This is a genomic window from Rhizobium redzepovicii, from assembly GCF_019793435.1.
In the GTDB taxonomy this organism is placed as follows: domain Bacteria; phylum Pseudomonadota; class Alphaproteobacteria; order Rhizobiales; family Rhizobiaceae; genus Rhizobium; species Rhizobium redzepovicii.
Genome location: NZ_JAILYH010000008.1, coordinates 135,403 through 157,912, shown reverse-complemented (window position 1 = coordinate 157,912; position 22,510 = coordinate 135,403). Strand labels below are relative to the sequence as shown.

The window sequence follows — 22,510 nt, the reverse complement described above, 5'->3', positions numbered from 1 at the left end:
GTACGAAAACGACCCGTTCCAATCGTTAAAATGCAATTATTTCTCAAAACAGGATGTTCAAGCCTTTCTGTCAGAGTGCGCTTCATGGTTTCGCATGAAGTGAGGCGACAATGACCGGTTACAATGAGCTCAAGGGAGCAGGGCAAATTCTCGTGGTCGAGGACGACCCCGTGCAGCGCCGCCTGCTCAAGAACGCAATCGAGCGTCACGGCCATGTCGTGCACCAGGCGGAAAACGGCCGCATCGGCCTGGAAATGGTCAAACGCGACAGCGGCCTTTTCAACGTCATCGTGCTCGACCTGATGATGCCGGAGATGACCGGCCTCGAATTCCTCGACGCACTTCATGAATTCGGCACACAGATCCCGGTCATCGTTCAGACCGGCCAGGGCGGCATCGAGACCGTGGTGCAGGCGATGCGCGCCGGCGCCTTCGATTTCGTCGTCAAGCCGGTTTCTCCCGAACGCATCGCCACATCGATCTCGAATGCGATGAAGCTCGATCAGCGCGAGGTGAAGGCGCGGGCCGGACGCCGGTCGCGGTCGGGCTCGGTCGGCTTCGACGACATCGTCTCGGCAAGCCCGGCGATGATCCGCGTCATCGATCTCGCCCAGCGGGCGGCGCAGTCCAACATTCCGGTCGTGCTCGAAGGTGAATCCGGCGTCGGCAAGGAACTGGTGGCGCGTGCCATCCAGTCCGGCGGCGACCGCGCGAACAAACCCTTCGTCACGGTCAATTGCGGAGCGATCCCGCACAATCTCGTCGAGAGCATTCTGTTCGGCCACGAGAAGGGCGCGTTCACAGGCGCGACCGAGCGCCATATCGGCAAATTCATGGAAGCCGACGGCGGCACCATCTTCCTCGACGAGATCGGCGACCTGCCGCTCGAGGTGCAGGTGAAGCTGTTGCGCGCCGTGCAGCAGGGCGAGATCGAGACCGTCGGTGCGCGGACCGCGCATAAGGTCAATGTCCGGCTGATCTCCGCGACGAACAAGGATCTGATCGAGGAGGTCAAGAACGGCCATTTCCGCGAGGATCTCTACTATCGCCTCAACGTCTTCCCGATCACTATCCCGGCGCTGCGCAAGCGCAAGGAAGATATTCCGCATCTGGTGCGCGTCTTTGCCGAACGCTTCTCCAGCGAGCAGAAGAGTGGCCGCCGCATGACGGTCAACGCCGGCGCACTGGCGCTGCTGACCGCCTATGACTGGCCGGGCAACATCCGCCAGCTCGAAAATGCGATCTTCCGCGCAGTCGTTCTGGCCGAAGGGCCGGAGCTGACGGAAGGGGACTTCCCGCAGATCGCCGCCCAGCTTCCGGAATACGAAGTCGTGGATCACCTGGCGCTGGTCGCCGACAATACCGGCCTCGATCCCGACGACAGCTATGGGGAGGAGTTCAGGGCGTCGATCTCGGGAGAGGTGCACCACCGTCTGTCCGAAGTCTCCGAAAACGCGATCGCCAGCGTCAATCCGGCCGGCGATGTGCGCAGGCTTGCCGATGTCGAGGAGGAGCTCATCCGATTCGCGCTCAAATTCTATCGCGGGCAGATGAGTCAAGTGGCGCGCAAACTTGGCATCGGCCGGTCCACACTTTATCGCAAGCTCAAAGATTACGGCATAGACCCCGATAATCCCCAGAAAGATGCGGCTTAAGCGCTTTTTATTAAGACTAAGGCAACCACGATTTGTTACTGATCATAAACCACTTGTTAGTGGCTCGTTCACTATGTAAAGAAAAGGTTGATCATGTGTGGCATTTTTGCCATCGTGTGACCGCATTTGACAGTCATCTGAGACAGTACGGGACATTGTCTGTCTGACGGGGATCGAGTTGCCGAATCTGAATGGGAATTCCAAGCCTTCGCGCTTGAGCTGGCGTATGTTGTGCGCCGACATCTGCGGAAAGGCAGCAAGGACGGCAGCGGCCGCCCTTCTTGCGCTCGCGGTTTCCTCACCGGTATTCGTTAGTACACCTTCCGAGGCAGCGGGCGACACCCGCAGCCTCAAGCTTTATTTCATCCATACCGGCGAAAAAGCCGTCATCACGTACAAGCGCAACGGCAAGTTCGATCCCAAGGGTCTGGAGCAGCTGAACCGCTTCCTGCGCGACTGGCGCAAGAACCAGCCGACGAAGATGGACCCGCGCCTGTTCGACCTGATCTGGGAAGTTTATCGCCAGAGCGGTTCGCGGGATTATATTAACGTCGTCTGCGGTTTCCGTTCACCGGGTACCAACGAGATGCTCCGCGGCCGCTCGCGCAACTCGGGCGTTGCCGAAAAGAGCCAGCATATGCTCGGCAAGGCGATGGACTTCTTCATTCCGGACGTCAAGCTTGCGACATTGCGCGGGATCGGCATGAAAATGCAGGTCGGCGGCGTCGGCTTCTATCCGAAATCGGGCTCGCCCTTCGTGCATATGGATGTCGGCGGCGTCCGCGCTTGGCCGCGCATGAGCCGCGACGAACTGGTCCGGCTTTTCCCGAACGGCAACACCATTCATATCCCGGCTGACGGCAAGCCGCTGCCCGGCTATCAGCAGGCAATGGCCGACTATAAGCGCCGCGTCAGCGGTACGCAGATAGAAATCGCCAGCGCTTCCGAATCGGCGCCGAAGCATAAGACGCTGTTTGCTGCGCTGTTTGGCGGCGGAGCGGACGAGCAGGAAGACGATTCGGACGATTCGACGCCTGTTGCCGTCGCCAAGGCAACGCCGCCGAAGGCAGCGCCCGAGCCTGCTCCTGTCGAGCCGCAGCAGACCGAAGTCGCCGATCTGAACGCGCCGGTGCCGCAGGTTCGCCCGGCATTCAGCAATCAGCCGGCCGGCAGCGACGTGGCGAGTGCGCTCGTCGCACCGCCTTCGGGTAATGCCGCGCAACAGGCCCTTGTCGCGGCGCTTCCGGCCGATCAGGCCCAGCCGCAGCAATTCGCCGATCTCAGCGCCTATAGCATTCCGGTCCCCTCACTACTCGGCCAGCGCCGCGCGCCGGGCGATGCTGAGCTCGCATCGACCGATCCTGACATGCTGACCGGAATGCCGGTTCCGACGCCGGTCGAACGCCCTGCCGTCGCCGAGAACCTTCTGGCTGCGGCCAATGCCGATCCGGAAGCAGAGGCCGACGAGGCAGATCAGGACGGCGGACTATCTCCCGCCGTCGCCGATGCGCTCGACCAGCAGAACAAGGGTGGAGAAAACCAGGTCGCCGGGCATGCGCCTGAGATGACGGTGGAGCAGGCAATCAACGCCGCGATGACGCAAAAGGCGCCTGCCGCAAAACCGCCGCTTGAGCTCGCAGCCTTGGCGCCCATGACCAAATCGGCAAGCTTCGGCGACGGCTTTGATGAACCGGCCGCCGAAAACGCCGTGGCGCAGGGCCTGCCCACCAAGGGCGGCCGCCCGACGCACAAGGAAGCCGCCGCGGCGGACGCCAGCCGCGCGACGGTTCGCACCGAGCCGAAGCTGACGCAGAAGATGATTTCGCAGTGGGCGCTGACCAATGCCCGTCTGGAAATGGCCTCCAAGCAGGTGAAGGCGCCACGTTTCGTCAGCCAGACGATGCGCGCGCAGCCGACTACCGTTTATACCGAAGGTTTCAACGTCAAGACCGCTTCGGTCGACCCGGCCCGCTTCAGCGGCACGGCTGTTAACTTCATGGAAGTGCGCAAGTTCAACACGAACTGAGCCGGCCATCATGAAATATCGAAAACCGTCGGGGCGATCCGGCGGTTTTCCTTTTTGGCTGCTTCGACCAGCGGCGGACAGCCATTATGGCTGTGCAGCCTAAAGCGCGTCGCAGCAAACTTGATTCATGCGACGCGCTTCAGCTCTTTGTTTTGATGCATATCGTTATCCCGGAACCGCTGCACACTTCCGGGCGACGTGCATTGGGCAAAAGAAAAGCCGCCGGGCGGTCCGGCGGCTTGTCGACATATCAGCAATGAAGGGCGGATCAGCCTTCCGGCGGCGACTCGATCATGCCGAGTGCGTGCAGGTAGGTGTCGAGGATCGCTTCCTCTTCCATGCGCTCCTGCTCGTCCTTCTTGCGCAGCGCCACGACCTTCTTCAGAATCTTGGTATCGAAGCCCATTCCCTTGGCTTCGCCATAGACGTCCTTGATGTCGTCGGCGATGGTCTTCTTTTCTTCTTCCAGCCGTTCAATGCGCTCGATGAAAGCGCGAAGCTGGTCGCGGGCGACGCCATGAGCATCAGACATCGTGTTCTCCTGATTGGGGATGATCAATTCGAAGGCACGTGACTGCCGCGAAGCGGCGTCACGGTCAAGCCTGTTCGGGGTCGGCCAGGCTATTTGTTTGGGTTGTTCAGTTCAAAAGCAGCCTTTTGCACAGGTGAGGCCTCGTTCTGGTGGAGTTTTTTCCAGTCCTCGTAGGGCATGCCGTAGACCATCTCGCGCGATTCGTCTTTGGTGACGGGCGCGCCGTCGGCCTCGGCTGCCTCGCGATACCAGTTCGACAGGCAGTTGCGGCAAAAGCCGGCGAGGTTCATCAGGTCGATATTCTGCACGTCGCTGCGCTCGCGAAGATGCGCGACAAGGCGGCGGAATGCGGCGGCCTCGAATTCGGTCTGCTGTTGTTTGCTGAGCGCGGTCATCTCGCTCTCCTTTCAATAGGGGCCTGTGCGCGAGACGTGGACGTCGTATTCGTGCAAGGCGGGATCAGCGTTCATTGCCGCAAAGATCGGCGCGAGGCGCTCGGCCCATGCCGCTATGCCGGCCTCGTCTGCAATCAGGTCCTGACGGACTTCGAGCAGCGCATGCGGAATGCCGGTGATCATGCAGTGGCGGTACATGGTATCGCCCTTCAGTGCGCCATCATAGGGTTCGTTGTCGCCGACGATAAGATCGGGATCGGCGCGCAGCATGTCCAGTAGCGGGCCGACGGCGCGGTGATCGCTGTCCCAAAGCACGGCGGCGTGCCAGGGGCGGGGAATACCTTTCCAGGCGGGCGTGAAGGAGTGCAGCGACAGCACCAGCGGCGCCTTCCCGGTGGCGTTCGCCACCCTGTCGATCGTTGCGGCGACGGCGTGGTGATAGGGGCGATGGAAGGTTTCGATGCGGTTCTCCCACTCCTGCGGCGTGATCGGATGATTGCCGGATATGACGGCGCCGTCGGAGATTTTCATGATCAGGGTCGGATCGTCTTCGCCGCGGTTCGGGTCGATCAGCAGGCGCGAGAAGCCGCCGAGCACCGCGGGTACGCCGAGGCTTTCCGAAAGCTGCCGCGTCAGGCCCTCGATGCCGATGTCATAGGCGATGTGGCGGGTGAAGGCCGCCTCCGGCAGGCCGAGCCGGCCATAGTGTGCGGGAAGGCGGTTCACCGCGTGATCTGCGAGGATCACCATGCCTTTGTCATGTTTGCCGGATAGGATTTCGAAGGATTGGAAGTCGTCCATCAGGAATTGCCGTTCGTCATTGCGCAGTCGGGCAGTGATCGCATGCGTCCGCGCCAGGTTCAAGCGCCGCAGGCGGACAGAGGTTGAGCCGACCCTCGACGGGCGGTTTGTGAAAGGAAATATAATCGATTAGCATTGCGTTGACTTTCGCTTGACGGCGGCGCAAGAAGACAAGCATACGAATAACCGTGGAGCTATTTGGGAGCCGTGTTGATCCAAGCCGCGCCAAGTTTCCTCACGCGGTCCGGACCGCTGGTCCGTCTCGCTCTGTTTGCACTTGCAGCCTTTATGCCGTTCTTCATCGCAGATGCCGCGCGCGCCGATTTTCGCGTCTGCAACGGAACGCAAAATCTCGTCGGCGTGGCGATCGGCTATCGGGCCAAGGACGGCTGGATGACGGAAGGCTGGTGGCAGGTGCCGGCAACGACCTGCGCCGTGTTGATCGAGGGAGAATTGCAATCGCGTTATTATTACCTCTACGCAGAGGACGCCGCCCGGGGAGGACGATGGACGGGGGACGTGCAGATGTGCGTGGCGGAAAACGAGTTCAAGATCTCGGGTGTGCAGGATTGTTATGCCCGCGGTTACCAGAAGATGGGTTTCAAGGAATATGACACGGGCCGCCAGGGCAGCTGGATGGTTCAACTCTCCGACACCCCAGGGACGCAAGAAAGCCAGAATTGATGAAGCGTAATCGCAAAATTAAAATCCTCGCCACCCTCGGGCCCGCCTCCGCTGAGGAATCGATGATCGAGAAGCTGCATCAGGCCGGCGCCGATGTCTTCCGCATCAATATGAGCCATGCGAGCCACGACGTGATGCGTACGCTCATCCAGCGCATCCGCTCGGTCGAGGCGCGCTCCGGCCGGCCGATCGGCATTCTCGCCGACCTGCAGGGACCGAAACTGCGAGTCGGCAAGTTCGTCGACAGCAAGGTCGACCTGAAACCCGGCCAGACCTTCACGCTCGACAACAACGAAGCGCTCGGCGACCAGAACCGCGTCTATCTGCCGCATCCCGAGATCCTGGAATCGGTGCAGCCCGGCCACCGCCTGCTGATCGACGACGGCAAGCTCGCGCTGCGCGCCGAAAAATGCGATGGCAAAAGCATCGTTACCACCGTTATTTCGGGCACGCGCATCTCCGACCGCAAAGGCGTCAGCCTTCCCGACACGCTGCTCGGCGTCGGTGCGCTGACGGACAAGGACCGCGCCGATCTCGACGCCGTGCTTGCCACCGACGACGTCGACTGGGTGGCGCTTTCCTTCGTGCAGCGTCCTGACGACCTTGCCGAAGTGCGCAAGATCGCCCGCGGCCGTGTCGGCCTGATGTCGAAGATCGAAAAGCCGCAGGCTCTCGAGCGTATCGAGGAAATCATCGAGCTTTCCGATGCCTTGATGGTCGCTCGCGGCGATCTCGGCGTCGAAATGCCGCTCGAATCGGTTCCCGGCATCCAGAAGCAGTTGATCCGCGCCTGCCGCCGTTCGGGCAAGCCGGTGGTCGTCGCCACGCAGATGCTGGAATCGATGATCTCGGCGCCGGTGCCGACGCGCGCGGAAGTTTCCGACGTCGCAACCGCCGTCTTCGAAGGCGCCGATGCCGTCATGCTCTCGGCCGAGTCGGCCTCGGGGGACTATCCGGTCGAAGCCGTTTCGACCATGGCGTCGATTGCCACCGCCATCGAGCGCGAGCCGCATTATCCGGGCATCATCTATGCCCAGCGCGCCCAGCCGGAAGCGACCGGTGCCGATGCGATCTCGCTCGCTGCGCGCCAGATCGCCGAGACGCTGAAGCTGTCAGCGATCGTCTGCTACACCTCGTCGGGCACGACAGGCCTTCGCGCCTCACGTGAGCGTCCGCAGGTGCCGATCCTGGCGCTGTCGCCGATCATCAAGACGGCACGCCGTCTTGCCGTCGTCTGGGGCCTGCATTGCGTCGTCACGCATGACGCGACCGATCTCGACGACATGGTCAACCGCGCCTGCCGCATCGTCGCCGACGAAGGCTTCGGCAAGCCCGGCGACCGCATCATCATCTCGGCCGGCGTGCCGCTCGGCACACCCGGCGCCACGAATATGATCCGCATCGCCTATATCGGTTCCGACGGCCAGAGCGGCATCTGATCCGATCGCATCCCTTCGAAAGCCCGCCGCCTCAAAGAAGCGGCGGGCTTTTTCGTTGATGGCCGGGGCATTGCCAAGGGCGCCGGTGCATGCAAGTTTCCTCCCCTATAGCGCTAAAGCGCGTCGCGATCTTTCAGATTCGCTTGTCACGCTTTAGGTCTTTGTTTTTGCCCATGTCTTTATAGCAAAACCGCTGCACACTTTTGCGAGACATGCTCTAGGTTCGGAGGGATCATCATGGATATCGTTACGCTTATGGCTTTTGCAGCCGTTTCCTTTGTCGGTATCGCCACGCCGGGCCCGACAGTGCTGCTGGCGCTGACCAACGGTTCGCGGCATGGCCTGCGCCGGGCAATGGCCGGCATGATCGGTGCCGTCCTCTCCGATTTCGTGCTGATCGGTGCTGTGGCGGTCGGGCTCGGTGCGCTGCTGGCGGCATCGGAATTCTGGTTCTCGATGCTGAAATGGGCCGGTGCCGCCTATCTCGCCTTTCTCGGCATCATGCTGCTGCGCTCGAAGGGCGGGATCGATGCGGCGTTGAAAGCAGGTGCGCCGGCGGGGACGACGTCGACTTTCTCGATCGGGCTGAAGAGCTTCATGGTCGCGGCGACCAATCCGAAGGGCTATTTGTTCTTCTCGGCCTTCCTGCCGCAGTTCATCGATCCGGCGCTGCCGCAGGTAACGCAATATGGGCTGCTCGCGCTCACCTTTGCCGTGCTCGATTTCCTCATTATGTTCGGCTACGCCTTCTTCGGCTCGCAGGCGGTGCGTTTCCTGAAAACCTCGGGCGCCCTATGGCTGGAGCGCGCCTGCGGCGGCGCGCTGCTGGCGCTTGCCGGCTCGCTCGCCTTCTATCGCCGGGCCACCGTTTAAGGTCAGGCTTAAGGCAGGGATAGGTGGCCGACGCGATAGGCCTGCATGTGCTCAGCGCTCTCGGGGATCTCTCGCCATAGCCTGAAGCGCACCCGTGTCCATGTCGTCGGCTCGAAACCGCGGATGGAGGCGAGGGCGCCTGCCCGAACCTCTGCTTCAGCCTCAGCGCTTTCGGCGTCGCGAATATCAGCAAGCGGTGCGTGAGGGTCCATTTGTAGGACTTCGCGTGTGGCAAACCTGGCTGCGGCAATATCGGGCGAGATTTCCGCCTGCCAGACGATCCAGGTTTTTACCTGCGGCCAACCGAAGGCGCCGGCGAGCGTTTGGAAAGCGGGGCCGCAGAGGAAGTCGCTTGCCCCTTCCGGCTTTTGCCAGAGGTAGAAGGGCGCATAAAGATTGTCGGGGCTGGCGAATTCGCCATGGCGGGCGCTGAGATAGGCCTTGAAGCCGAGATTGGGAAAGCCGTCGAGCAGCGGTCCCTTGTCGCGGATTCGGCGGTCGATGATCGACATGTCGTAATCGGCGGGCAGGGTGAAGCTGTATTGCATGGCGATCATGATCGTGCCTCCACCGGCTGCAGCCATTCGACGATGCTGCCGTTTTCCGTTGCCTGAATGCTGAGATAGCCGAAGGGACTGTCATGGGCCGCGCCATGCCAGTGACGCTCGCCGGCCGCAAACCAGACGGCGTCGCCGGCGCGCAGTTCCGCGACGGGACCACCCTCGCTCTGCGCCAGCCCATGACCCGAAAGCACATAGAGCAACTGGCCTCGAGGGTGCGTATGCCAGCGGGTGATGGTCCCGGGATCGAGTGTGGCGCGCATGGCCGTGTTTTCGCCATCGGCGCTGCCTTCGAGCAGCATCTCGACCCAGAAAGGCGCCGTGGCGACACCCTCCGGCGAGCGCACCGCCCTTCCGGGGCGGCTGACCGTCATGGCCTTCGGGTTCAAAGCGCTCATCGTTGGCCTCCGGCCGCCCGCAGCCGCCAATCGGGGTCGGTCATCTGGGCGATGCCGTTGCCGAAGCACCAGTCCTCCGGGGCATTAGTGCTGATGACGATCATCACATCCTCGGGCCGGAGGCCCGGTGACTGCGCCAGCAGATCGGCGAGCCGCCGATAGAGCGCCGCCTTCATCTCGACCGTGCGAGGCCGGCCGATGGTGATCGAGATATAGACGAAATCGTTTGAGCGCGGCCCGGCAAGATAGCTGCTGTCGAAGATCAGCTCGTTTTCATCATGCTGATGGATGGCCTGAAAGCGGTCGTTTTCCGGCACGTCGAAGGTTTCGACCAGGGCGCGCTGGATGGTGTCGGCGAGTGCCGTAAGATACTCCGGCGACTTGCCTCTGCGGAGAGAAATGCGAACGAAGGGCATCGGGGGGCTCCATGGTTTGGGCCGTTCGTCGGCCTTGACAACAGCACCATCGCACGACACGATGGTACCGAAAATCAGAATTTTATGAACTGATAATCCTAAAAAATGGGATTGTATGATGCGACGGACGATCTTCGATCTCGATGTGCTTCGAGCCTTTTCGACCGGCATGGAACTCGGCAATTTCGCCAAGGCGGCCGAAAAGCTCGGACGTTCAACCTCGGCGGTGAGCGCGCAGCTGAAGAAGCTGGAGGAACAGGCGGGCACGCCGATCTTCCGCAAAGCGGGGCGCGGGCTGGCGCTCACCGATGCCGGCGAGACGATGCTCGGTTATGCCAGGCGGCTGCTGGAGTTGAATGACGAGGCGGCTGCGGCCGTGCACAGCATCGAGCTGGAAGGCTGGGTGCGGCTCGGCCTGCAGGAGGATTTTGGCGAGACCCTGCTGCCGGAGGTGCTCGGCCGCTTCGCGCGGGCGCATCCGAAGGTCCGCATCGAGGCGCGGGTGGTGCGCAATGTCGAACTGCTTGAGCGCGTCACCTCAGGCAAGCTTGATCTGGCGCTCGCCTGGAGCGACGGTACGGTGACGGCACATTGCGAACGGATCGGCGAGGTGTCGATGCGCTGGATCGGGCCTGCCGAGAGATCGCCCGGCTGGCATGCGGCAAGTGGCGAGCCGATACCGCTCGCCTCGCTGGAGGCGCCGTGCCTGATGCGCAGTGCGGCGACCCGGGCACTTGACGAGGCCGGCATTTCCTGGCGTCTCGCCTTCGTCAGCTCCAGCCTCGGCGGCCTCTGGGCAGCGGCGGCTGCAGGCCTCGGCATCACTATCCGCACACCGATCGGATTGCCGGCAAAGGTCCGGCCGCTGGCGCCGGAGACGATCGGCTTGCCTGATTTGCCGAAGCTCGGGCTGGTCCTGCATCGGGCCGAAGCCGAACCGCAGCCGGCGGCGGCCCGGCTTGCCGAGCTCGTGCTGCAGTCGGTGAATGGCGCGCTTCGCGGGACGGCGGCCTGACATTGCCGCATTGACCCTTCGATCGCGTGGCTATAGCTTCGGACTGCTATGAAGACGATCACTCTCAATATCGCTACGGCCTTCTTCTTGAGCCTTTAAAGCTCTGCCTTCGGGCATCGGAATATGCGGCCGCTTGCCAACCTTCGCGGCTGGCGCGTTGCCGTGGACTGCAACCACCCTGCATCTGGCCAAGGAAAGAGCCAGCAGGATTGGCGATAGAGAGATATTTCATGACATCGAATGTTTACCCACCGGCGCTGAGCGCCGCGCAGATCGAGCAATTCATCGAGGATGGCTTTATCCGGATCGACGAGGCTTTTCCCCGCGAATTGGCCCAGGAAGCTCGTGCCATCATGTGGTGCGATATTCCCTTCGGTGCGGATGATCCAAGAACATGGACGCAACCGGTCGTGCGGCTTGCCGGTTATGGTGGAGGCCCGTTCGAGAAAGCTGTCAACACACCGGTATTGCATTCGGCGTTCGACCAGCTTGTCGGCAGAGGGCGCTGGGAGCCACGCACCGGGCTTGGCAGTTTCCCGGTGCGCTTTCCCCATCCGGACGATCCCGGCGATGCCGGCTGGCATGTCGATCTGAGCTTTCCCGGTGGGGGTTCCGATCCGAACGAGCAGCGGGACTTTTCCGCCTGGCGGGTGAATATCACCTCGCGCGGACGGGCGCTGCTGATGCTTTTCCTGTTCTCGGATGTCGGGGAAGAGGATGCGCCGACCCGCATCCGTATCGGCTCGCACAAGGATGTCGCGCGCCTTCTGGCACCGGCGGGTGAGGCGGGTATGGCCCATCTCCGGCTGGAGCATGTCGGTGAAGCCCGGCCGCTGGCCTTGGCGACGGGGCAGGCCGGCACGGTCTATCTGTGCCATCCATTCCTGATCCATGCAGCACAAAAGCATGGCGGCAATGAACCGCGCTTCATGGGACAGCCCGGCCTTGCACCGTCCGAACCGCTTCGGCTTGAGCGGAAGGACGGCGTCTATTCGCCGGTCGAGATAGCAATCCGCCGGGCGCTTCACTCCATCTGACGGTTGAATGCGGCATTCGGCTCAAGAGAGCCGGATGCCTCACGATGCCCTCAGCCGAAGCGTTCCAACGCCATGGCGAAGATATCTGCATCGACATTGCCGCCGGAGGTGACGGCGACCACCGTGTCGCTTTCCAGCGCCTCGCCATGGAAGAGGGCGGCGGCGAGCGCCACCGCGCCGCCCGGCTCGACCACGATCTTCAGCCTGACGAAGGCGAGCGCCATGGCGCGCAGCGCCTCTTCGTCGGTGACGACGATGCCGGCGCCGGCGAGGCGCTTGAGGATCGGGAAGGTGATATTTCCCGGCTGCGGCGTGACGATCGCATCGCAGATAGAGCCTGATATCGCCACGTTGCGCTCGATCCTGCCGGAGGCGAGCGAGCGGGCGGTGTCGTCGAAATCCTTGGGCTCGCAGGGCCGGACGCGAAAGCCGGGGGCGCTGGCTTCAAGCGCGAGCGCGATGCCGGAGGTCAATCCGCCGCCCCCGCAGGGCACGAGGACTTCGGCTGATGTCACGCCTTCCTCTTCCGCCTGCTCGGAGATTTCGAGGCCGGTCGTGCCCTGGCCGGCGATGACAAGCGGTTCGTCGAAGGGCTTGATCAGCGTCAGGCCGCGCTCGGCCGACAGCCTCGCGCCGATCTCGTCGCGGTCCTCGTTGACGCGGTCGTAGAGCACCACCTCGGCGCCGAAGGCGCGGGTGTTGGCGATCTTCAGCTTCGGCGCGTCGCTCGGCATGATGATGACGGAGGGCACATTGTGCAGCTTGGCGGCAAGGGCGACACCCTGGGCATGGTTGCCGGAGGAAAACGCGATAACGCCCTTCGCGCGCACTGCCGGATCGAGGCCGGAGACGGCCGACCAGCCGCCGCGAAACTTGAACGAGCCGGAATGCTGCAGGCATTCGGCCTTCACGAACAGACGCCGGCCGGCGATCTCGTTCAGGAAGGGAGAGGAGAGAAGCGGCGTGCGCCTCGCGTGGCCGCGCAGACGGGCGCGGGCGGCGACAATCATTTCAATGCTGGCCATTCGGGAATCGTCCTGCTTGCGGGTTCGCTCATGCTTAGGGCGCGGCCAGCCATTTGTGAACGGCGACTTTGTCACCGTGACATGAATGGCCTGTCGCATTTGCCGCCCGCTGCTGGCGACCGTCAGTAGCCGTTCGCCGAGCCTTCCGCCGCGCGGCTGTCCATGGCGCCGTTATAGCGCGCACCACCGCCCTTTTCGATGGCGGCGAGGCTTTTGCCGCCGACGAGGATGCCGGCGGCCTGGCCCCAGAGCGGCGCATCATTGCCGCCGTCGAAGCTGTAGCCCATGGCGGCGAGGGTCTTTTCCGTATCGGGCGAAATTGCATAGGGTTCGAGATAGACCTTGTCGGGCTGCCATTGATGGTGGATACGCGGCGCATTCACCGCCTGGCTGATATCCATGCCGAAATCGACGACGTTCAGGATCGCCTCCAGCGTGATGGTGATGATGCGCGAGCCGCCGGGGCTGCCGATCACCATGAAGGGCTTGCCGTCCTTGGTGACGATCGTCGGGCTCATCGAGGAGAGCGGTGTCTTCTTCGGAGCGATGGCGTTCGCCTCGCCCTGGACGAGGCCATAAAGGTTCGGCACGCCGGGCTTGGAGGTGAAATCGTCCATCTCGTTGTTGAGCAGGACGCCGGTGCCGGGCGCGACGACCGCGGCGCCGAAAGACCCGTTCAGCGTATAGGTGACGGCGACCGCATTGCCCTCGTCGTCGATGATCGAATAATGCGTCGTCTCGGTGCTTTCCTTGCCGCCGAGCGGTTTAAGGTTGGCCGACGTGCCGGCCTTGTAGGGATCGATCTTGGCAGCGATCTCCTTGGCATAGGTCTTGTCGATGAGCTTTGCGACGGGGTTCTCGACGAAATCGGGATCGCCGAGCGCAGCGTTGCGGTCGACATAGGCGTAGCGCATGGCCTCGACCATCACATGCGCGGTGTCGGCCGAGCCGTAGCCCAGGTAGGAAAGCGGATAACCTTCCAGAACGTTGAGGATCTCGCAGATTATGACACCGCCGGAGGAAGGCGGCGGCGAGGAGATGATGTCGTAACCGCGATAATTACATTCGACCGGCTTCAACTCGCGCACGGCATATTGCTCGAAATCTTGCCTGGCGAGGATACCGCCCTTGGCCTGGCTTGCCTTGACGATCGCCTCGGCGGGCGCAGCCTTGTAGAAGGCGTCAGGACCTTTTTCGGAAATGGCCGCCAGGACCGCGGCAAGGTCGGGCTGCTGGAGCTTTTCACCCGATGCATAGGCTTTGCCATCGGGTTTCAGGAAAATCTTCGCCGCCGCCTCGTCCTTGGCGAGCCGTTTGGCGCTGCCGGCGAAACTTGCGGCATCGCCCTGTTCCAGCGTGTAGCCTTCCCTGGCGAAACGAAGTGCCGGTGCGATCAGATCCTGGCGCGGCTTTGTGCCGTATTTCTCGCGCGCGGTTTCGAAGCCCATGACGGAACCGGGAACGCCGACGGCAAGATAGCCGTCGAGGCTGGCGCGCGGCACGATATCGCCTTTGGCATCGAGATACATGGTCTTCGTGGCGGCAAGCGGCGCGCGTTCGCGGAAATCGAGGAAGGTCTTGGTGCCGTCCTTCAGGCGGATGGTCATGAAGCCGCCTCCGCCGAGATTGCCGGCCGAGGGATAGACGACCGCCAGCGCATAGCCGACGGCGACGGCTGCATCGACGGCATTGCCGCCGCCCTTCAGCACCTCGACGCCGACATCGGTCGCCAGATGCTGGGCGGTGACGACCATGCCGTGCTCGGCCTCGACAGGCGCGGGCGAGGCGGCGAAGGCCGACGTCAGGCTCAGCGACAGTGCCGAAATGACGGAGATCGTGCCGATATGCAGGCGGTCCATGATTTCCCCTCCTATGGACAATGATGGAAAACATATGGGGCTGCGACGGCCCGAGGCAATGCAAGGGATTAGCTTTAGGCAAGAAGCTCGGCGAGTTTCCGGTTGGTGTCTTCATCGTCCAGCGGCGTGTAGACAACGAGCTTCATCTCCGGCCGGCTCGTCAATGTCAGCCCTGTATGCTCGAAGGACATGCGGCCTTTAACCGGATGATCGATGCGCTTGATACCCGACAGCGGGCTGACGACCTCGTGGCGCTGCCACCAATCACGAAATTCAGAGCTTGCCTGTTTCAGCAGTGCGATTAGGAGCTCGAAATCCGGATCACCGGCATAACGCGCGCTGTCGGCGCGAAACATCGCCAGTGAGACGCGGGCAACCGCCTCCCAATCGACGAGCAGCCGGCGATGCGCCGGGTCGGCGAAGAGGCGATGCATAGTGTTGCGCTCGTCACGGTCGAGTGTGTCATAACCACCGAAGAGTACTTCGGCGGCGCGGTTCCAGGCGAGCACATCCCACCGGCGGCCAAGCACATAGGCCGGTTGGTGGGTGAGGTTGGCGAGCATGCGCTTCAGCGGTTCGTCGACGAATTCGGGCGCGCTGGATACTGTCTGCGCCGTCTGGCGGTCGTTGAGGGTGAAGAGATGTTGGCGCTCGGCCTCGTCGAGGTGCAGCGCATCGGCAAGGGCATTGAGCACCTGTGCCGAGGGTCTGATGTCACGGCCCTGTTCCAGCCATGTGTACCAGGTGGTGCCGACGCCGGCGAGCATGGCGAGTTCCTCACGCCTCAGACCTGGCGTGCGCCGGCGAAAACCCTCCGGCAAGCCGACTTCGGACGGCGCCAGCCGCTCGCGACGAGAACGCAGGAAGGCTGCGAATTCACGGCGGCGGGCTTCGAATGTATCGGCTCTCTGGTCCATGCCGGGGATCATATCAGTATTGATACCAGGATAAAAATGGAACTGTTTGACATTTCCAGGCGGCGCATGATGCAGGCGTCGCGGGTGATTGAAGCGCCTGCGGCTCGACTAGAACAGGATGATTTTAGGCCCGGTCGGCCTAAAGTCTGAATCCTGTTCCAAATTCAAGAGTTAGAGCATGATGTCGTCCGAAAACCGCTCATACTTTTCGGCATCATGCTCTAATCAAGGAGCAGCATCATGTCTTTACAGCATGTCGTCGTCATCGGCGGTTCTTCCGGCATCGGCCTTACTACGGCGAAACTACTTTTGAAACAGGGATATACGGTCACCATTGCGGGCCGTGATGGTGACAAACTTGCCGCGGCAAAAGCATCGCTCGACGGTGATCTGCGCAGCCTCGTGCTCGATGCGGCGAAGCTATCCGCACTCGGAAAGGCTTTTTCCGGGATCGGCGCGTTCGATCATCTGGTGCTGGCGATGGGCAGCGGTCACGGCGCCGGGCCTTTTGCTACACTCGACATGGCTGATCTGCTGGCCGGGTTCCAGACCAAGCTCATTCCGCATGCCGCGGCAGCCCAGGCGGCGCTGCCGCTGTTGCAGCCGGGCGGCAGCATCACCTTCGTTTCGGCGGTCAGTGCGCAGGCCGCGATGCCCGGTACGGCTGGGCTTGCTGCCGTCAATGCCGGCATCGAGGCAATGGTGCCGGTGCTGGCCGCCGAATTGAAGCCGTTGCGTGTCAACGGCGTTTCACCTGGGGTCATCGATACGCCGTGGTGGAGTTTCCTGCCCTCGGAGCAGCGTGACAACGTCTTTGCGGACTTCGCCAGCCGCACGCCGGTCGGTCGCGTCGGCAGGCCGGAGGATATCGCGGAGGCGATCGCCTTCCTGATCGGAAACGGCTTCATGAGTGGCCACGTGATCACCTGCGACGGCGGTGTGCGTCTCAGCGCCTGATGCGGGTTTCGGTGTTGCTGCCGATGGTTTCACCGGCGGAAACTCGAGCCGTAGAGGTTATGCGCCGTGAAGGGCGCCTGGCCGCAACGATGGCACGGCTGCAAGCGTTCGATCGCGTGATGCGGCGGCGAGCCTCTCTTCGGCCCGGCGCGCGATCGCCTGCAGGTCGCGCGGCATGCCGGCGATCTTCTCGATGGCGGCAATGGCGACATCGGTTGCGAGATAATCCGGCTTGTGGCCGACGCCGCGAACGGTGATGAGTTCGGAGCCTGCTATATCACGGGCCAGGCCGCGTGAATGCAGGTGCTCCCAGACGATCTCGTCACTGTCGCCTGTGATGATGACGGTCGGCGCGGTGATCTGAGAATAGCGCGGCGACTGTTCCTTCACATAGGCAAGCAGTCTCTTGAAATCGGCGGCATTGTTGTGGAAAGCGTCGGGCCGCAGCACCAGCGAGGGACCGGTCCTTTCGATGTAATCGGCGGGGCGCGGATTGGGGTGGAAGACGTTCCGCGTTCCGCGTTCCAGCCGGCTGAGACCGAGCGGCACGACGATCGCGTGGTTGAAGAGCCAGCCGAGGACCGGCACGGTTGCGACGTGATAATACCAGTCGATGCCGCCCGGCCAGGGGTGGGTGGCGGGGGCGAGGAAAAGCAGGCCCGAGGTCTTGTCGGGATGGCGCAGACCGAAAGCGGCGGTGATTGCGCCGCCGAAGGAATGGCCGACGATGACAGCTTTTTCGATGCCGCGCTTTTCCATCAGGCTGGCGATCGCATCGGCCTGACCGGAAGGGACAGCGTTGTCAGGGCCGCCGCGTTCGGAATAACCGTGGCCGGGACGATCGACGAAGAGCATCTCGGCCCGGCCTTCGAGTGCTGCGCGAAAGGCGACGACCTGGTCGAGCAGATTGCCGCTGGCGCCGTGAATGAAGACGAGGGCCGGCAGGTCGGCGCCTTCGGGACGCTCGATATGGACGGCATTCATGCGGTAGCCGCCGACATCCGTCAGTTCGCCGATATTCGGATAGGTCTGTTCGAATTGCCGCGCCTTGTAGGAGGAGTAACCGATAGCGGCGGCGAGCGGGGCGAGAAGAGCGGAAACTTCTGCAAGCATGATCTTAACGGGCGATAGTTGCGGCGGTTTTGCCGAGAGCGGACGCGCTGCGTCGTTTCCCGTCTAAAGTTCTAAATTGCGCGGCTTGGCCGGAGGTCAAGATCAACGCCCGAGGATCAGGTGCGGTTGCCGGCAAGTTTTTCAGCAAGCGTGTTGACCTGTTCCTGCGCGGTGCGTTCGGCGGGGTAGATGTCAAGAAAACGCTCCCAGGCCTTCAAGGTCAGCTGGTCGTTGCCGGAATTGCTGAGGATCGCCGCCATGCCGGAGAGCGCGCCGAAATGGCGCGGCTCGAGATCGAGCACCCGTTCGATATCGGACATCGACTTGCGATAATTGCCCATGACGAAGTTCAGCGTCGCGCGGCGGTTCCAGCTTTCGGCATAATCGGGTTTCAGCGCGATCGCCTCGTCAAGGAAATCGAGGGCGGCGGGATTGCGCTTTTCCTCGATCGCCTTGTCGGCCCACTGCATCAGCAGATTGATCGTGGCGCTGCCGGAATCGTTCCATTCGATGCGGATCTCATTGGCGATGCCGCTGGCTTTGTCGGGGTCGCGCTCGCGTTTCAGCTGGCTGAAGAGTTGGTCGAGGTGCTGTTTCGGCGAATTGTTGGCATCCGCCGGCTCGACGATAACCTCCTTTTTCGTGGCGGCGGCCGGCTTTTCCGCGGCGGCGGCCGGAAAGGAGGAGGTGAGCAGAATGAGGGCAAGCGGCAGCGCCGCTGATGTCAAAGCAAAAAAGCGCATGGCGGGCATATTAGCCCGCCAGCGCCGAAGATCAAACAAATTTGACGTGATCACCGCAGCGACCCACCGGATATATCTGCCAGCGCAAGCTCACGCGGCAGGGCGATCCGGACGCGCGAAATCAGCCCTGACGAGCCTTGAAGCGCGGGTTCAGCTTGTTGATGATGTAGATGCGGCCCTTGCGGCGAACCAGACGGTTGTCACGGTGACGAGCCTTGAGCGACTTGAGCGAATTCTTGATCTTCATTTTTCTGATCCGCGATCTCTATGGGGGAATTCACATTCGCCCGTATCTTTTAACAATCAAAAGCGCGCCATCGGGCGCGCTGTTTAGGTGGGGGAGCAGATACCCCGTCACCTTTTCCGTGTCAACCACATGAAGGTGTTTTTCCCAAGGCAACGGGGTGTTTTCTCAGGCCAAAACCGGCGATTTCGGCGTCAAGGTGGTGACATGGCCCATCTTGCGGCCGGGGCGCCACTCGGTCTTGCCATAGAGATGAACCAGTGTATCGGGGCGCCGCAGCCAGTCCGGAACGGCAAGAATATCGTCGCCGATCAGGTTCTGCATGACGCAGTCGGAATGGCGCTCGGCATTGCCGAGCGGCAGGCTGGCGACGGCGCGAATATGCTGCTCGAACTGGCTGACGACGCAGGCGGCTTCCGTCCAGTGACCGGAGTTGTGAACACGCGGCGCCATCTCGTTGGCGATCAGACCGCCATCGGCAAGCACGAAGAATTCGATGCCGATGACGCCGACATAATTCAATGCGGCAAGGATTTTCTCGGCCGATTGCCGCGCGGCGTCCGCCGCCGGCGCAGAGATCGCAGCGGGAACCGTCGAGGTGTGGAGGATGCCGTTGCGGTGGACATTCTCGGCGGGATCAAAGCAGACGACCGTTCCGTCGCTGGCGCGGGCGGCGATGATCGAGACCTCGCGCTCGAAGGCGACGAAGCTTTCGAGGATGAGCGGCACGCCGCCAAGGGCTGCATAGGCGCCATCCGGGCTGTCTGCCGCCGAGCGAAAAACCTTCTGGCCCTTGCCGTCATAACCGAGACGGCGGGTTTTCAGCACGCCTTGGCCGCCGAAATCCTTCAGTGCCGTCTCAAGATCGGCCTGGCTGTCGATCGTGTGGAAGCGGGCAGTGGTTATGCCGCAGCCATTGAGAAAGCGCTTCTCGACCAGGCGGTCTTGGGCGGCTTCCAGCGCCTTCGGCGGCGGATAGACGGACACGCTCGCCGAGAGCCTTTCGGCTGCTGCGACGGGCACGTTTTCGAATTCGTAGGTGACGACGTCGCATATGTCGGCGAGTTCGGCCAGCGCAGCCGGATCGTCATAGGCGGCAGTAATCTGCCGGTTGGCGAGCTGGGCGGCCGGGCAGTTGGCCTGCGGCTCGAGGATGACCGTGCGAAAATTCAACCTGGCGGCGGCAATGGCCAGCATGCGGCCGAGCTGGCCGCCGCCGATGATCCCGATCGTTCTTGCCGTCATAGATCGTCCATCGGGTATTCGGCGACGGCAGCACTCTGGCGCTCGCGCCATTCGTCTAGCCGGTCGGCGACTTCTTCGTCGGAAAGGGCAAGCACCGCGGCGGCGAGAAGGGCGGCGTTGACCGCGCCGGCCTTGCCGATGGCGAGCGTACCGACAGGAATGCCGGCCGGCATCTGCACGATGGAAAGCAGGCTGTCCTGGCCGGACATGGTTTTGGACTGGACCGGCACGCCGAAGACCGGCAGCGGCGTCATCGCGGCGGTCATACCCGGCAGGTGGGCGGCGCCGCCGGCGCCTGCGATGATGACCTTGAAGCCCTCCGCGCGCGCGCCCTTGGCGAAATTGACCAGCCGGTCGACTGTGCGGTGCGCCGAAATGATGCGCGCGTCATAGGGAATTTCCAGCGCCTCGAGCGTGTCGGCTGCGTTTTTCATGGTCTCCCAGTCGGACTGGCTTCCCATGATGATGGCGACGGGTGGTCTGTCTGTCATCGTTGCTGCTCTTCCCTCTCAGGCGATGATGTCAGGGATGATCTGATCTTCCAGCTTGGAGAGCTTGTCCTTGATAACGAGTTTTTTCTTTTTCATGCGCTGGATTCGCAGAGCATCGCATCCGGTTAGGATCATGGCGTTGATCGCGGCGTCGAAATCCTCGTGCTCCTGGCGCAGCCGCGCCACGGTGAGCCTGATTTCCGCCTGTTCCTGATCGGCCATATGCATTCCCCGTTATCGTCCCCGGACTTTGTCCGATCTGCCGATGATTTCCGCAAGCTCCTATCACCAAATACGGGTAACGGCTAGTTAGTCTTGATCATGAAATTGCCATCCAGTCTTCATCTTTTGGCCTTCGACAAGCCTTCAAAAATATGTCACAGTCCGCCGCGTTGACACCTTGATCCCCGACGATGTTGGCCGGGGAGGGTAAGAGGAAGGAAGGGTCAAATGACAGTTCAAGCTCATCTTGAATCACTCCAGAAAAAGCATGTCGCTCTCGAAGAGGAGCTGCACGCGCTCAGAACAGCTCCCTCTATCTCCGATACGGAAATTGCCGAATGCAAGCGCCGCAAGCTGCGCATCAAGGACGAGATTATGCGTCTCAAGTCATCCGTCCACTGATCTTCCCAAGGGTCGCCGGTCGATCATCTTGCGAAAGAAAAGGTAAATCCATCCATTCCGCCTGAAATCAGCAAGAACCGGTGAGTTCACACCAGAATTGCGCCAGCCCGATGCCAGCGGCATCGCGGCTGGCGCTTTTGCGAGCGCCGCGCTTCAAGTCACAGCCATACGAGGGGCGGGGCTGTCATGTGAGCCGGCTTCAAGCCCAGAACTGATCCAGCCATAAATTGAGCATGTCGAAACCGCGGTTGTTGACCGTGTAGATGCGTTTCGTGCCTTCCGAGGTCACCGAGACGAGGTTGCTGTCGAGCAGCGCCTTCAGATGTTGCGACACGGCGGGGCGGCTGATCGGCAGGCCCTCAGCCAGTTCGTTGACGGTCCGCGGCGCACGACGCAATTCCTCCAGCAGAAACCGCCGGTTCGGATCGGCAATCGCAGAGAAGGGGTCCGTGTTCGACATAGCGGGAAAGCTACGTCAAACCGGACGTTCCAGCAAGGAAATTGTGCATTGCAGCGTACTACGGCCTCGTAGTCTTTCAGACGCGCCAAGGATGGTTACACTTAGAATTGCTGCATAATTCTTCAGGTCGGTTCCGATTGAAGGAAGATGCAGCAGGGCTGCCCTACCAGCCAAGACCCTCGCGCACGATGAGGAAGGCGGCGATGAGGGCCATCGCATACATGAAGGGGTAGAAGATCGCCGGCTTCATGCGGCGCACACACCAGGCGCCTGCAAGGGTGGCGAGCGGGGCGAAGGGTAGAAGCGTTGCGGAGGTCGCGAGATTCTGGGTGTCGAGCTGACCGAGTGCGAAATAGGGAATGAGCTTGATGGCGTTGAGGATCGCGAAGAAGCGCACGCTGGTGCCCGTATATTCGCGTGGCTGCAGCTTGAGCGGCAGGGCATAGATTTGAAAGGGTGCGCCTCCCGCATGGGCGACGAAGCTGCCGTAGCCGGAAAATGTACCCCAAAGGCCGGCGGCCACCGGCCGCTGTCCGCGCGGCGGGACGATCTTGCCGGCGCCCGGGCCGTAATTGTTCCAGAAATAGCGCAGGCAGAAGAGGATGGTCACAGCGCCGATGACGATGCGCAGCATGTTGCCCGGAACGAGCGCCGAGGTCGCCCAGCCCATCGCGATGCCGAAGACTGCGCCTGGCAGCATGATCTTCAGCGTCGCCCAGTCGCCGTGCTGGCGCCAGATGACGAGCGAGATCATGTCCATGAAGACCAGGATCGGCAGCAGGATGGCCGCCGCCTCGACCGGCGAGACGACGAGGGCGAGGAAGGGCAGGCCGATCAGCGACAAAGCGTCGCCCATGCCGCCCTTCGCGAGGCCCACCAGCAGAACCGCGGGCACGGCGGCGTAGTAGAATGATAAATCCTGCGGCATGCTTTCGACGTCCTCCTCTTGCAAGCCTCGTCTAACGGAACTACTCACACAAAACGAGTGCGGATCCCTCATC

Annotated in this window: 26 protein-coding genes; 9 read left to right on the top strand and 17 right to left on the bottom strand. The window is 62.1% G+C overall.

Annotated elements, in window-relative coordinates; all coding sequences use genetic code 11:
• The first annotated feature begins 110 nt into the window (after positions 1-110).
• Complete coding sequence (locus K6N12_RS14755) at positions 111-1,655, top strand: sigma-54-dependent transcriptional regulator (protein WP_097628766.1); 1,545 nt, start codon at positions 111-113, stop codon at positions 1,653-1,655.
• A gap of 178 nt (positions 1,656-1,833) precedes the next feature.
• Positions 1,834-3,681, top strand: coding sequence for a peptidoglycan L,D-endopeptidase MepK (locus K6N12_RS14750; protein WP_097628767.1), 1,848 nt, complete (start codon positions 1,834-1,836; stop codon positions 3,679-3,681).
• Positions 3,682-3,949: 268 nt separating this feature from the next.
• On the opposite strand, the gene K6N12_RS14745 is transcribed toward K6N12_RS14750, so the two are convergent.
• From K6N12_RS14745 to K6N12_RS14735, 3 genes are all read right to left on the bottom strand, one after another.
• On the bottom strand, positions 3,950-4,213 hold the full coding sequence (locus tag K6N12_RS14745) for a DUF2312 domain-containing protein (protein ID WP_003585771.1): 264 nt from the start codon (positions 4,211-4,213) through the stop codon (positions 3,950-3,952).
• 89 nt (positions 4,214-4,302) lie between these two features.
• Positions 4,303-4,608 carry a DUF1244 domain-containing protein gene (locus K6N12_RS14740; RefSeq protein ID WP_097628768.1) on the bottom strand — a complete coding sequence of 102 codons (306 nt, stop codon included), beginning with the start codon at positions 4,606-4,608 and terminating at the stop codon, positions 4,303-4,305.
• A gap of 12 nt (positions 4,609-4,620) precedes the next feature.
• The gene (locus tag K6N12_RS14735) at positions 4,621-5,409 is read right to left on the bottom strand and encodes an N-formylglutamate amidohydrolase (protein ID WP_097628800.1); all 789 of its coding nucleotides are present in this window, start codon (positions 5,407-5,409) and stop codon (positions 4,621-4,623) included.
• Positions 5,410-5,607: 198 nt separating this feature from the next.
• Between K6N12_RS14735 and K6N12_RS14730 the strand changes: the two genes are divergently transcribed.
• The 3 genes from K6N12_RS14730 to K6N12_RS14720 all read left to right on the top strand — a co-directional run bounded on the left by K6N12_RS14730 (position 5,608) and on the right by K6N12_RS14720 (position 8,405).
• Entirely contained in the window at positions 5,608-6,093 is a 486-nt protein-coding gene (locus K6N12_RS14730; RefSeq protein WP_088930282.1) for a DUF1036 domain-containing protein, read from the top strand.
• Positions 6,093-7,532, top strand: coding sequence for a pyruvate kinase (gene pyk / locus K6N12_RS14725; protein WP_003585763.1), 1,440 nt, complete (start codon positions 6,093-6,095; stop codon positions 7,530-7,532). Before K6N12_RS14730 ends, pyk begins: the two co-directional genes overlap by 1 nt.
• A 237-nt stretch (positions 7,533-7,769) precedes the next feature.
• Positions 7,770-8,405 (top strand): LysE family translocator, encoded by a 636-nt coding sequence (locus K6N12_RS14720; RefSeq protein ID WP_097628769.1) that lies wholly within the window; start codon positions 7,770-7,772, stop codon positions 8,403-8,405.
• 8 nt (positions 8,406-8,413) lie between these two features.
• Here K6N12_RS14720 and K6N12_RS14715 read toward each other — a convergent pair whose 3' ends face one another.
• Genes K6N12_RS14715 through K6N12_RS14705 form a run of 3 tightly spaced genes read right to left on the bottom strand, consistent with a single transcriptional unit; the run spans position 8,414 to position 9,779 of the window.
• Positions 8,414-8,962 carry a DUF4865 family protein gene (locus tag K6N12_RS14715; protein WP_097628801.1) on the bottom strand — a complete coding sequence of 183 codons (549 nt, stop codon included), beginning with the start codon at positions 8,960-8,962 and terminating at the stop codon, positions 8,414-8,416.
• Complete coding sequence (locus K6N12_RS14710) at positions 8,959-9,363, bottom strand: cupin domain-containing protein (protein WP_097628770.1); 405 nt, start codon at positions 9,361-9,363, stop codon at positions 8,959-8,961. The genes K6N12_RS14715 and K6N12_RS14710 overlap by 4 nt, the downstream gene beginning before the upstream one ends.
• On the bottom strand, positions 9,360-9,779 hold the full coding sequence (locus K6N12_RS14705) for a tautomerase family protein (RefSeq protein WP_097628771.1): 420 nt from the start codon (positions 9,777-9,779) through the stop codon (positions 9,360-9,362). Before K6N12_RS14705 ends, K6N12_RS14710 begins: the two co-directional genes overlap by 4 nt.
• Positions 9,780-9,897: 118 nt before the next feature.
• On the opposite strand from K6N12_RS14705, the gene K6N12_RS14700 reads away from it, so the two are divergent.
• Both K6N12_RS14700 and K6N12_RS14695 read left to right on the top strand, forming a co-directional pair.
• Entirely contained in the window at positions 9,898-10,794 is an 897-nt protein-coding gene (locus K6N12_RS14700; RefSeq protein WP_097628802.1) for a LysR substrate-binding domain-containing protein, read from the top strand.
• Between the two features lie 230 nt (positions 10,795-11,024).
• On the top strand, positions 11,025-11,831 hold the full coding sequence (locus tag K6N12_RS14695; RefSeq protein WP_097628772.1) for a phytanoyl-CoA dioxygenase family protein: 807 nt from the start codon (positions 11,025-11,027) through the stop codon (positions 11,829-11,831).
• 50 nt (positions 11,832-11,881) lie between these two features.
• Here K6N12_RS14695 and K6N12_RS14690 read toward each other — a convergent pair whose 3' ends face one another.
• The 3 genes from K6N12_RS14690 to K6N12_RS14680 form a co-directional block, all read right to left on the bottom strand.
• A complete protein-coding gene (locus tag K6N12_RS14690; protein WP_097628773.1) occupies positions 11,882-12,856 on the bottom strand; it encodes a threonine ammonia-lyase in 975 nt (324 codons plus the stop codon).
• Between the two features lie 122 nt (positions 12,857-12,978).
• Positions 12,979-14,715, bottom strand: coding sequence for a gamma-glutamyltransferase (gene ggt, locus K6N12_RS14685; RefSeq protein ID WP_097628774.1), 1,737 nt, complete (start codon positions 14,713-14,715; stop codon positions 12,979-12,981).
• 74 nt (positions 14,716-14,789) lie between these two features.
• The gene (locus tag K6N12_RS14680; RefSeq protein ID WP_222148834.1) at positions 14,790-15,644 is read right to left on the bottom strand and encodes a helix-turn-helix transcriptional regulator; all 855 of its coding nucleotides are present in this window, start codon (positions 15,642-15,644) and stop codon (positions 14,790-14,792) included.
• Between the two features lie 228 nt (positions 15,645-15,872).
• Between K6N12_RS14680 and K6N12_RS14675 the strand changes: the two genes are divergently transcribed.
• On the top strand, positions 15,873-16,589 hold the full coding sequence (locus K6N12_RS14675; RefSeq protein WP_131711048.1) for an SDR family oxidoreductase: 717 nt from the start codon (positions 15,873-15,875) through the stop codon (positions 16,587-16,589).
• Positions 16,590-16,646: 57 nt separating this feature from the next.
• On the opposite strand, the gene K6N12_RS14670 is transcribed toward K6N12_RS14675, so the two are convergent.
• The 6 genes from K6N12_RS14670 to K6N12_RS14645 form a co-directional block, all read right to left on the bottom strand.
• Complete coding sequence (locus K6N12_RS14670) at positions 16,647-17,702, bottom strand: alpha/beta fold hydrolase (RefSeq protein WP_097628775.1); 1,056 nt, start codon at positions 17,700-17,702, stop codon at positions 16,647-16,649.
• 116 nt (positions 17,703-17,818) lie between these two features.
• Positions 17,819-18,454, bottom strand: coding sequence for a tetratricopeptide repeat protein (locus K6N12_RS14665; RefSeq protein WP_097628776.1), 636 nt, complete (start codon positions 18,452-18,454; stop codon positions 17,819-17,821).
• A 112-nt stretch (positions 18,455-18,566) separates the two neighbouring features.
• On the bottom strand, positions 18,567-18,692 hold the full coding sequence (gene ykgO, locus K6N12_RS14660; RefSeq protein ID WP_003566454.1) for a type B 50S ribosomal protein L36: 126 nt from the start codon (positions 18,690-18,692) through the stop codon (positions 18,567-18,569).
• A 165-nt stretch (positions 18,693-18,857) separates the two neighbouring features.
• The gene (locus K6N12_RS14655; protein ID WP_097628777.1) at positions 18,858-19,934 is read right to left on the bottom strand and encodes a 5-(carboxyamino)imidazole ribonucleotide synthase; all 1,077 of its coding nucleotides are present in this window, start codon (positions 19,932-19,934) and stop codon (positions 18,858-18,860) included.
• Positions 19,931-20,425, bottom strand: coding sequence for a 5-(carboxyamino)imidazole ribonucleotide mutase (gene purE, locus K6N12_RS14650; RefSeq protein WP_097628778.1), 495 nt, complete (start codon positions 20,423-20,425; stop codon positions 19,931-19,933). Before purE ends, K6N12_RS14655 begins: the two co-directional genes overlap by 4 nt.
• Positions 20,426-20,443: 18 nt before the next feature.
• A complete protein-coding gene (locus K6N12_RS14645) occupies positions 20,444-20,647 on the bottom strand; it encodes a YdcH family protein (RefSeq protein ID WP_097628804.1) in 204 nt (67 codons plus the stop codon).
• Between the two features lie 228 nt (positions 20,648-20,875).
• Between K6N12_RS14645 and K6N12_RS14640 the strand changes: the two genes are divergently transcribed.
• A complete protein-coding gene (locus K6N12_RS14640) occupies positions 20,876-21,049 on the top strand; it encodes a YdcH family protein (RefSeq protein WP_003566443.1) in 174 nt (57 codons plus the stop codon).
• A gap of 199 nt (positions 21,050-21,248) precedes the next feature.
• Here K6N12_RS14640 and K6N12_RS14635 read toward each other — a convergent pair whose 3' ends face one another.
• Both K6N12_RS14635 and K6N12_RS14630 read right to left on the bottom strand, forming a co-directional pair.
• On the bottom strand, positions 21,249-21,509 hold the full coding sequence (locus K6N12_RS14635; RefSeq protein ID WP_097628779.1) for an ArsR/SmtB family transcription factor: 261 nt from the start codon (positions 21,507-21,509) through the stop codon (positions 21,249-21,251).
• 163 nt (positions 21,510-21,672) lie between these two features.
• A complete protein-coding gene (locus tag K6N12_RS14630) occupies positions 21,673-22,437 on the bottom strand; it encodes a sulfite exporter TauE/SafE family protein (RefSeq protein WP_097628780.1) in 765 nt (254 codons plus the stop codon).
• Between the last annotated feature and the right edge of the window lie 73 nt (positions 22,438-22,510).

Coding starts and splice junctions, on each gene's coding strand:
- K6N12_RS14755 (WP_097628766.1), top strand. CDS start 111: ATGACCGGTTACAATGAGCTCAAGGGAGCAGGGCAAATTCTCGTGGTC.
- K6N12_RS14745 (WP_003585771.1), bottom strand. CDS start 4,213: ATGTCTGATGCTCATGGCGTCGCCCGCGACCAGCTTCGCGCTTTCATC.
- K6N12_RS14740 (WP_097628768.1), bottom strand. CDS start 4,608: ATGACCGCGCTCAGCAAACAACAGCAGACCGAATTCGAGGCCGCCGCA.
- K6N12_RS14735 (WP_097628800.1), bottom strand. CDS start 5,409: ATGGACGACTTCCAATCCTTCGAAATCCTATCCGGCAAACATGACAAA.
- pyk (WP_003585763.1), top strand. CDS start 6,093: ATGAAGCGTAATCGCAAAATTAAAATCCTCGCCACCCTCGGGCCCGCC.
- K6N12_RS14720 (WP_097628769.1), top strand. CDS start 7,770: ATGGATATCGTTACGCTTATGGCTTTTGCAGCCGTTTCCTTTGTCGGT.
- K6N12_RS14715 (WP_097628801.1), bottom strand. CDS start 8,962: ATGATCGCCATGCAATACAGCTTCACCCTGCCCGCCGATTACGACATG.
- K6N12_RS14710 (WP_097628770.1), bottom strand. CDS start 9,363: ATGAGCGCTTTGAACCCGAAGGCCATGACGGTCAGCCGCCCCGGAAGG.
- K6N12_RS14705 (WP_097628771.1), bottom strand. CDS start 9,779: ATGCCCTTCGTTCGCATTTCTCTCCGCAGAGGCAAGTCGCCGGAGTAT.
- K6N12_RS14700 (WP_097628802.1), top strand. CDS start 9,898: ATGCGACGGACGATCTTCGATCTCGATGTGCTTCGAGCCTTTTCGACC.
- K6N12_RS14695 (WP_097628772.1), top strand. CDS start 11,025: ATGACATCGAATGTTTACCCACCGGCGCTGAGCGCCGCGCAGATCGAG.
- K6N12_RS14690 (WP_097628773.1), bottom strand. CDS start 12,856: ATGGCCAGCATTGAAATGATTGTCGCCGCCCGCGCCCGTCTGCGCGGC.
- ggt (WP_097628774.1), bottom strand. CDS start 14,715: ATGGACCGCCTGCATATCGGCACGATCTCCGTCATTTCGGCACTGTCG.
- K6N12_RS14680 (WP_222148834.1), bottom strand. CDS start 15,644: ATGATCCCCGGCATGGACCAGAGAGCCGATACATTCGAAGCCCGCCGC.
- K6N12_RS14675 (WP_131711048.1), top strand. CDS start 15,873: ATGTCTTTACAGCATGTCGTCGTCATCGGCGGTTCTTCCGGCATCGGC.
- K6N12_RS14670 (WP_097628775.1), bottom strand. CDS start 17,702: ATGCTTGCAGAAGTTTCCGCTCTTCTCGCCCCGCTCGCCGCCGCTATC.
- K6N12_RS14665 (WP_097628776.1), bottom strand. CDS start 18,454: ATGCCCGCCATGCGCTTTTTTGCTTTGACATCAGCGGCGCTGCCGCTT.
- ykgO (WP_003566454.1), bottom strand. CDS start 18,692: ATGAAGATCAAGAATTCGCTCAAGTCGCTCAAGGCTCGTCACCGTGAC.
- K6N12_RS14655 (WP_097628777.1), bottom strand. CDS start 19,934: ATGACGGCAAGAACGATCGGGATCATCGGCGGCGGCCAGCTCGGCCGC.
- purE (WP_097628778.1), bottom strand. CDS start 20,425: ATGACAGACAGACCACCCGTCGCCATCATCATGGGAAGCCAGTCCGAC.
- K6N12_RS14645 (WP_097628804.1), bottom strand. CDS start 20,647: ATGGCCGATCAGGAACAGGCGGAAATCAGGCTCACCGTGGCGCGGCTG.
- K6N12_RS14640 (WP_003566443.1), top strand. CDS start 20,876: ATGACAGTTCAAGCTCATCTTGAATCACTCCAGAAAAAGCATGTCGCT.
- K6N12_RS14635 (WP_097628779.1), bottom strand. CDS start 21,509: ATGTCGAACACGGACCCCTTCTCTGCGATTGCCGATCCGAACCGGCGG.
- K6N12_RS14630 (WP_097628780.1), bottom strand. CDS start 22,437: ATGCCGCAGGATTTATCATTCTACTACGCCGCCGTGCCCGCGGTTCTG.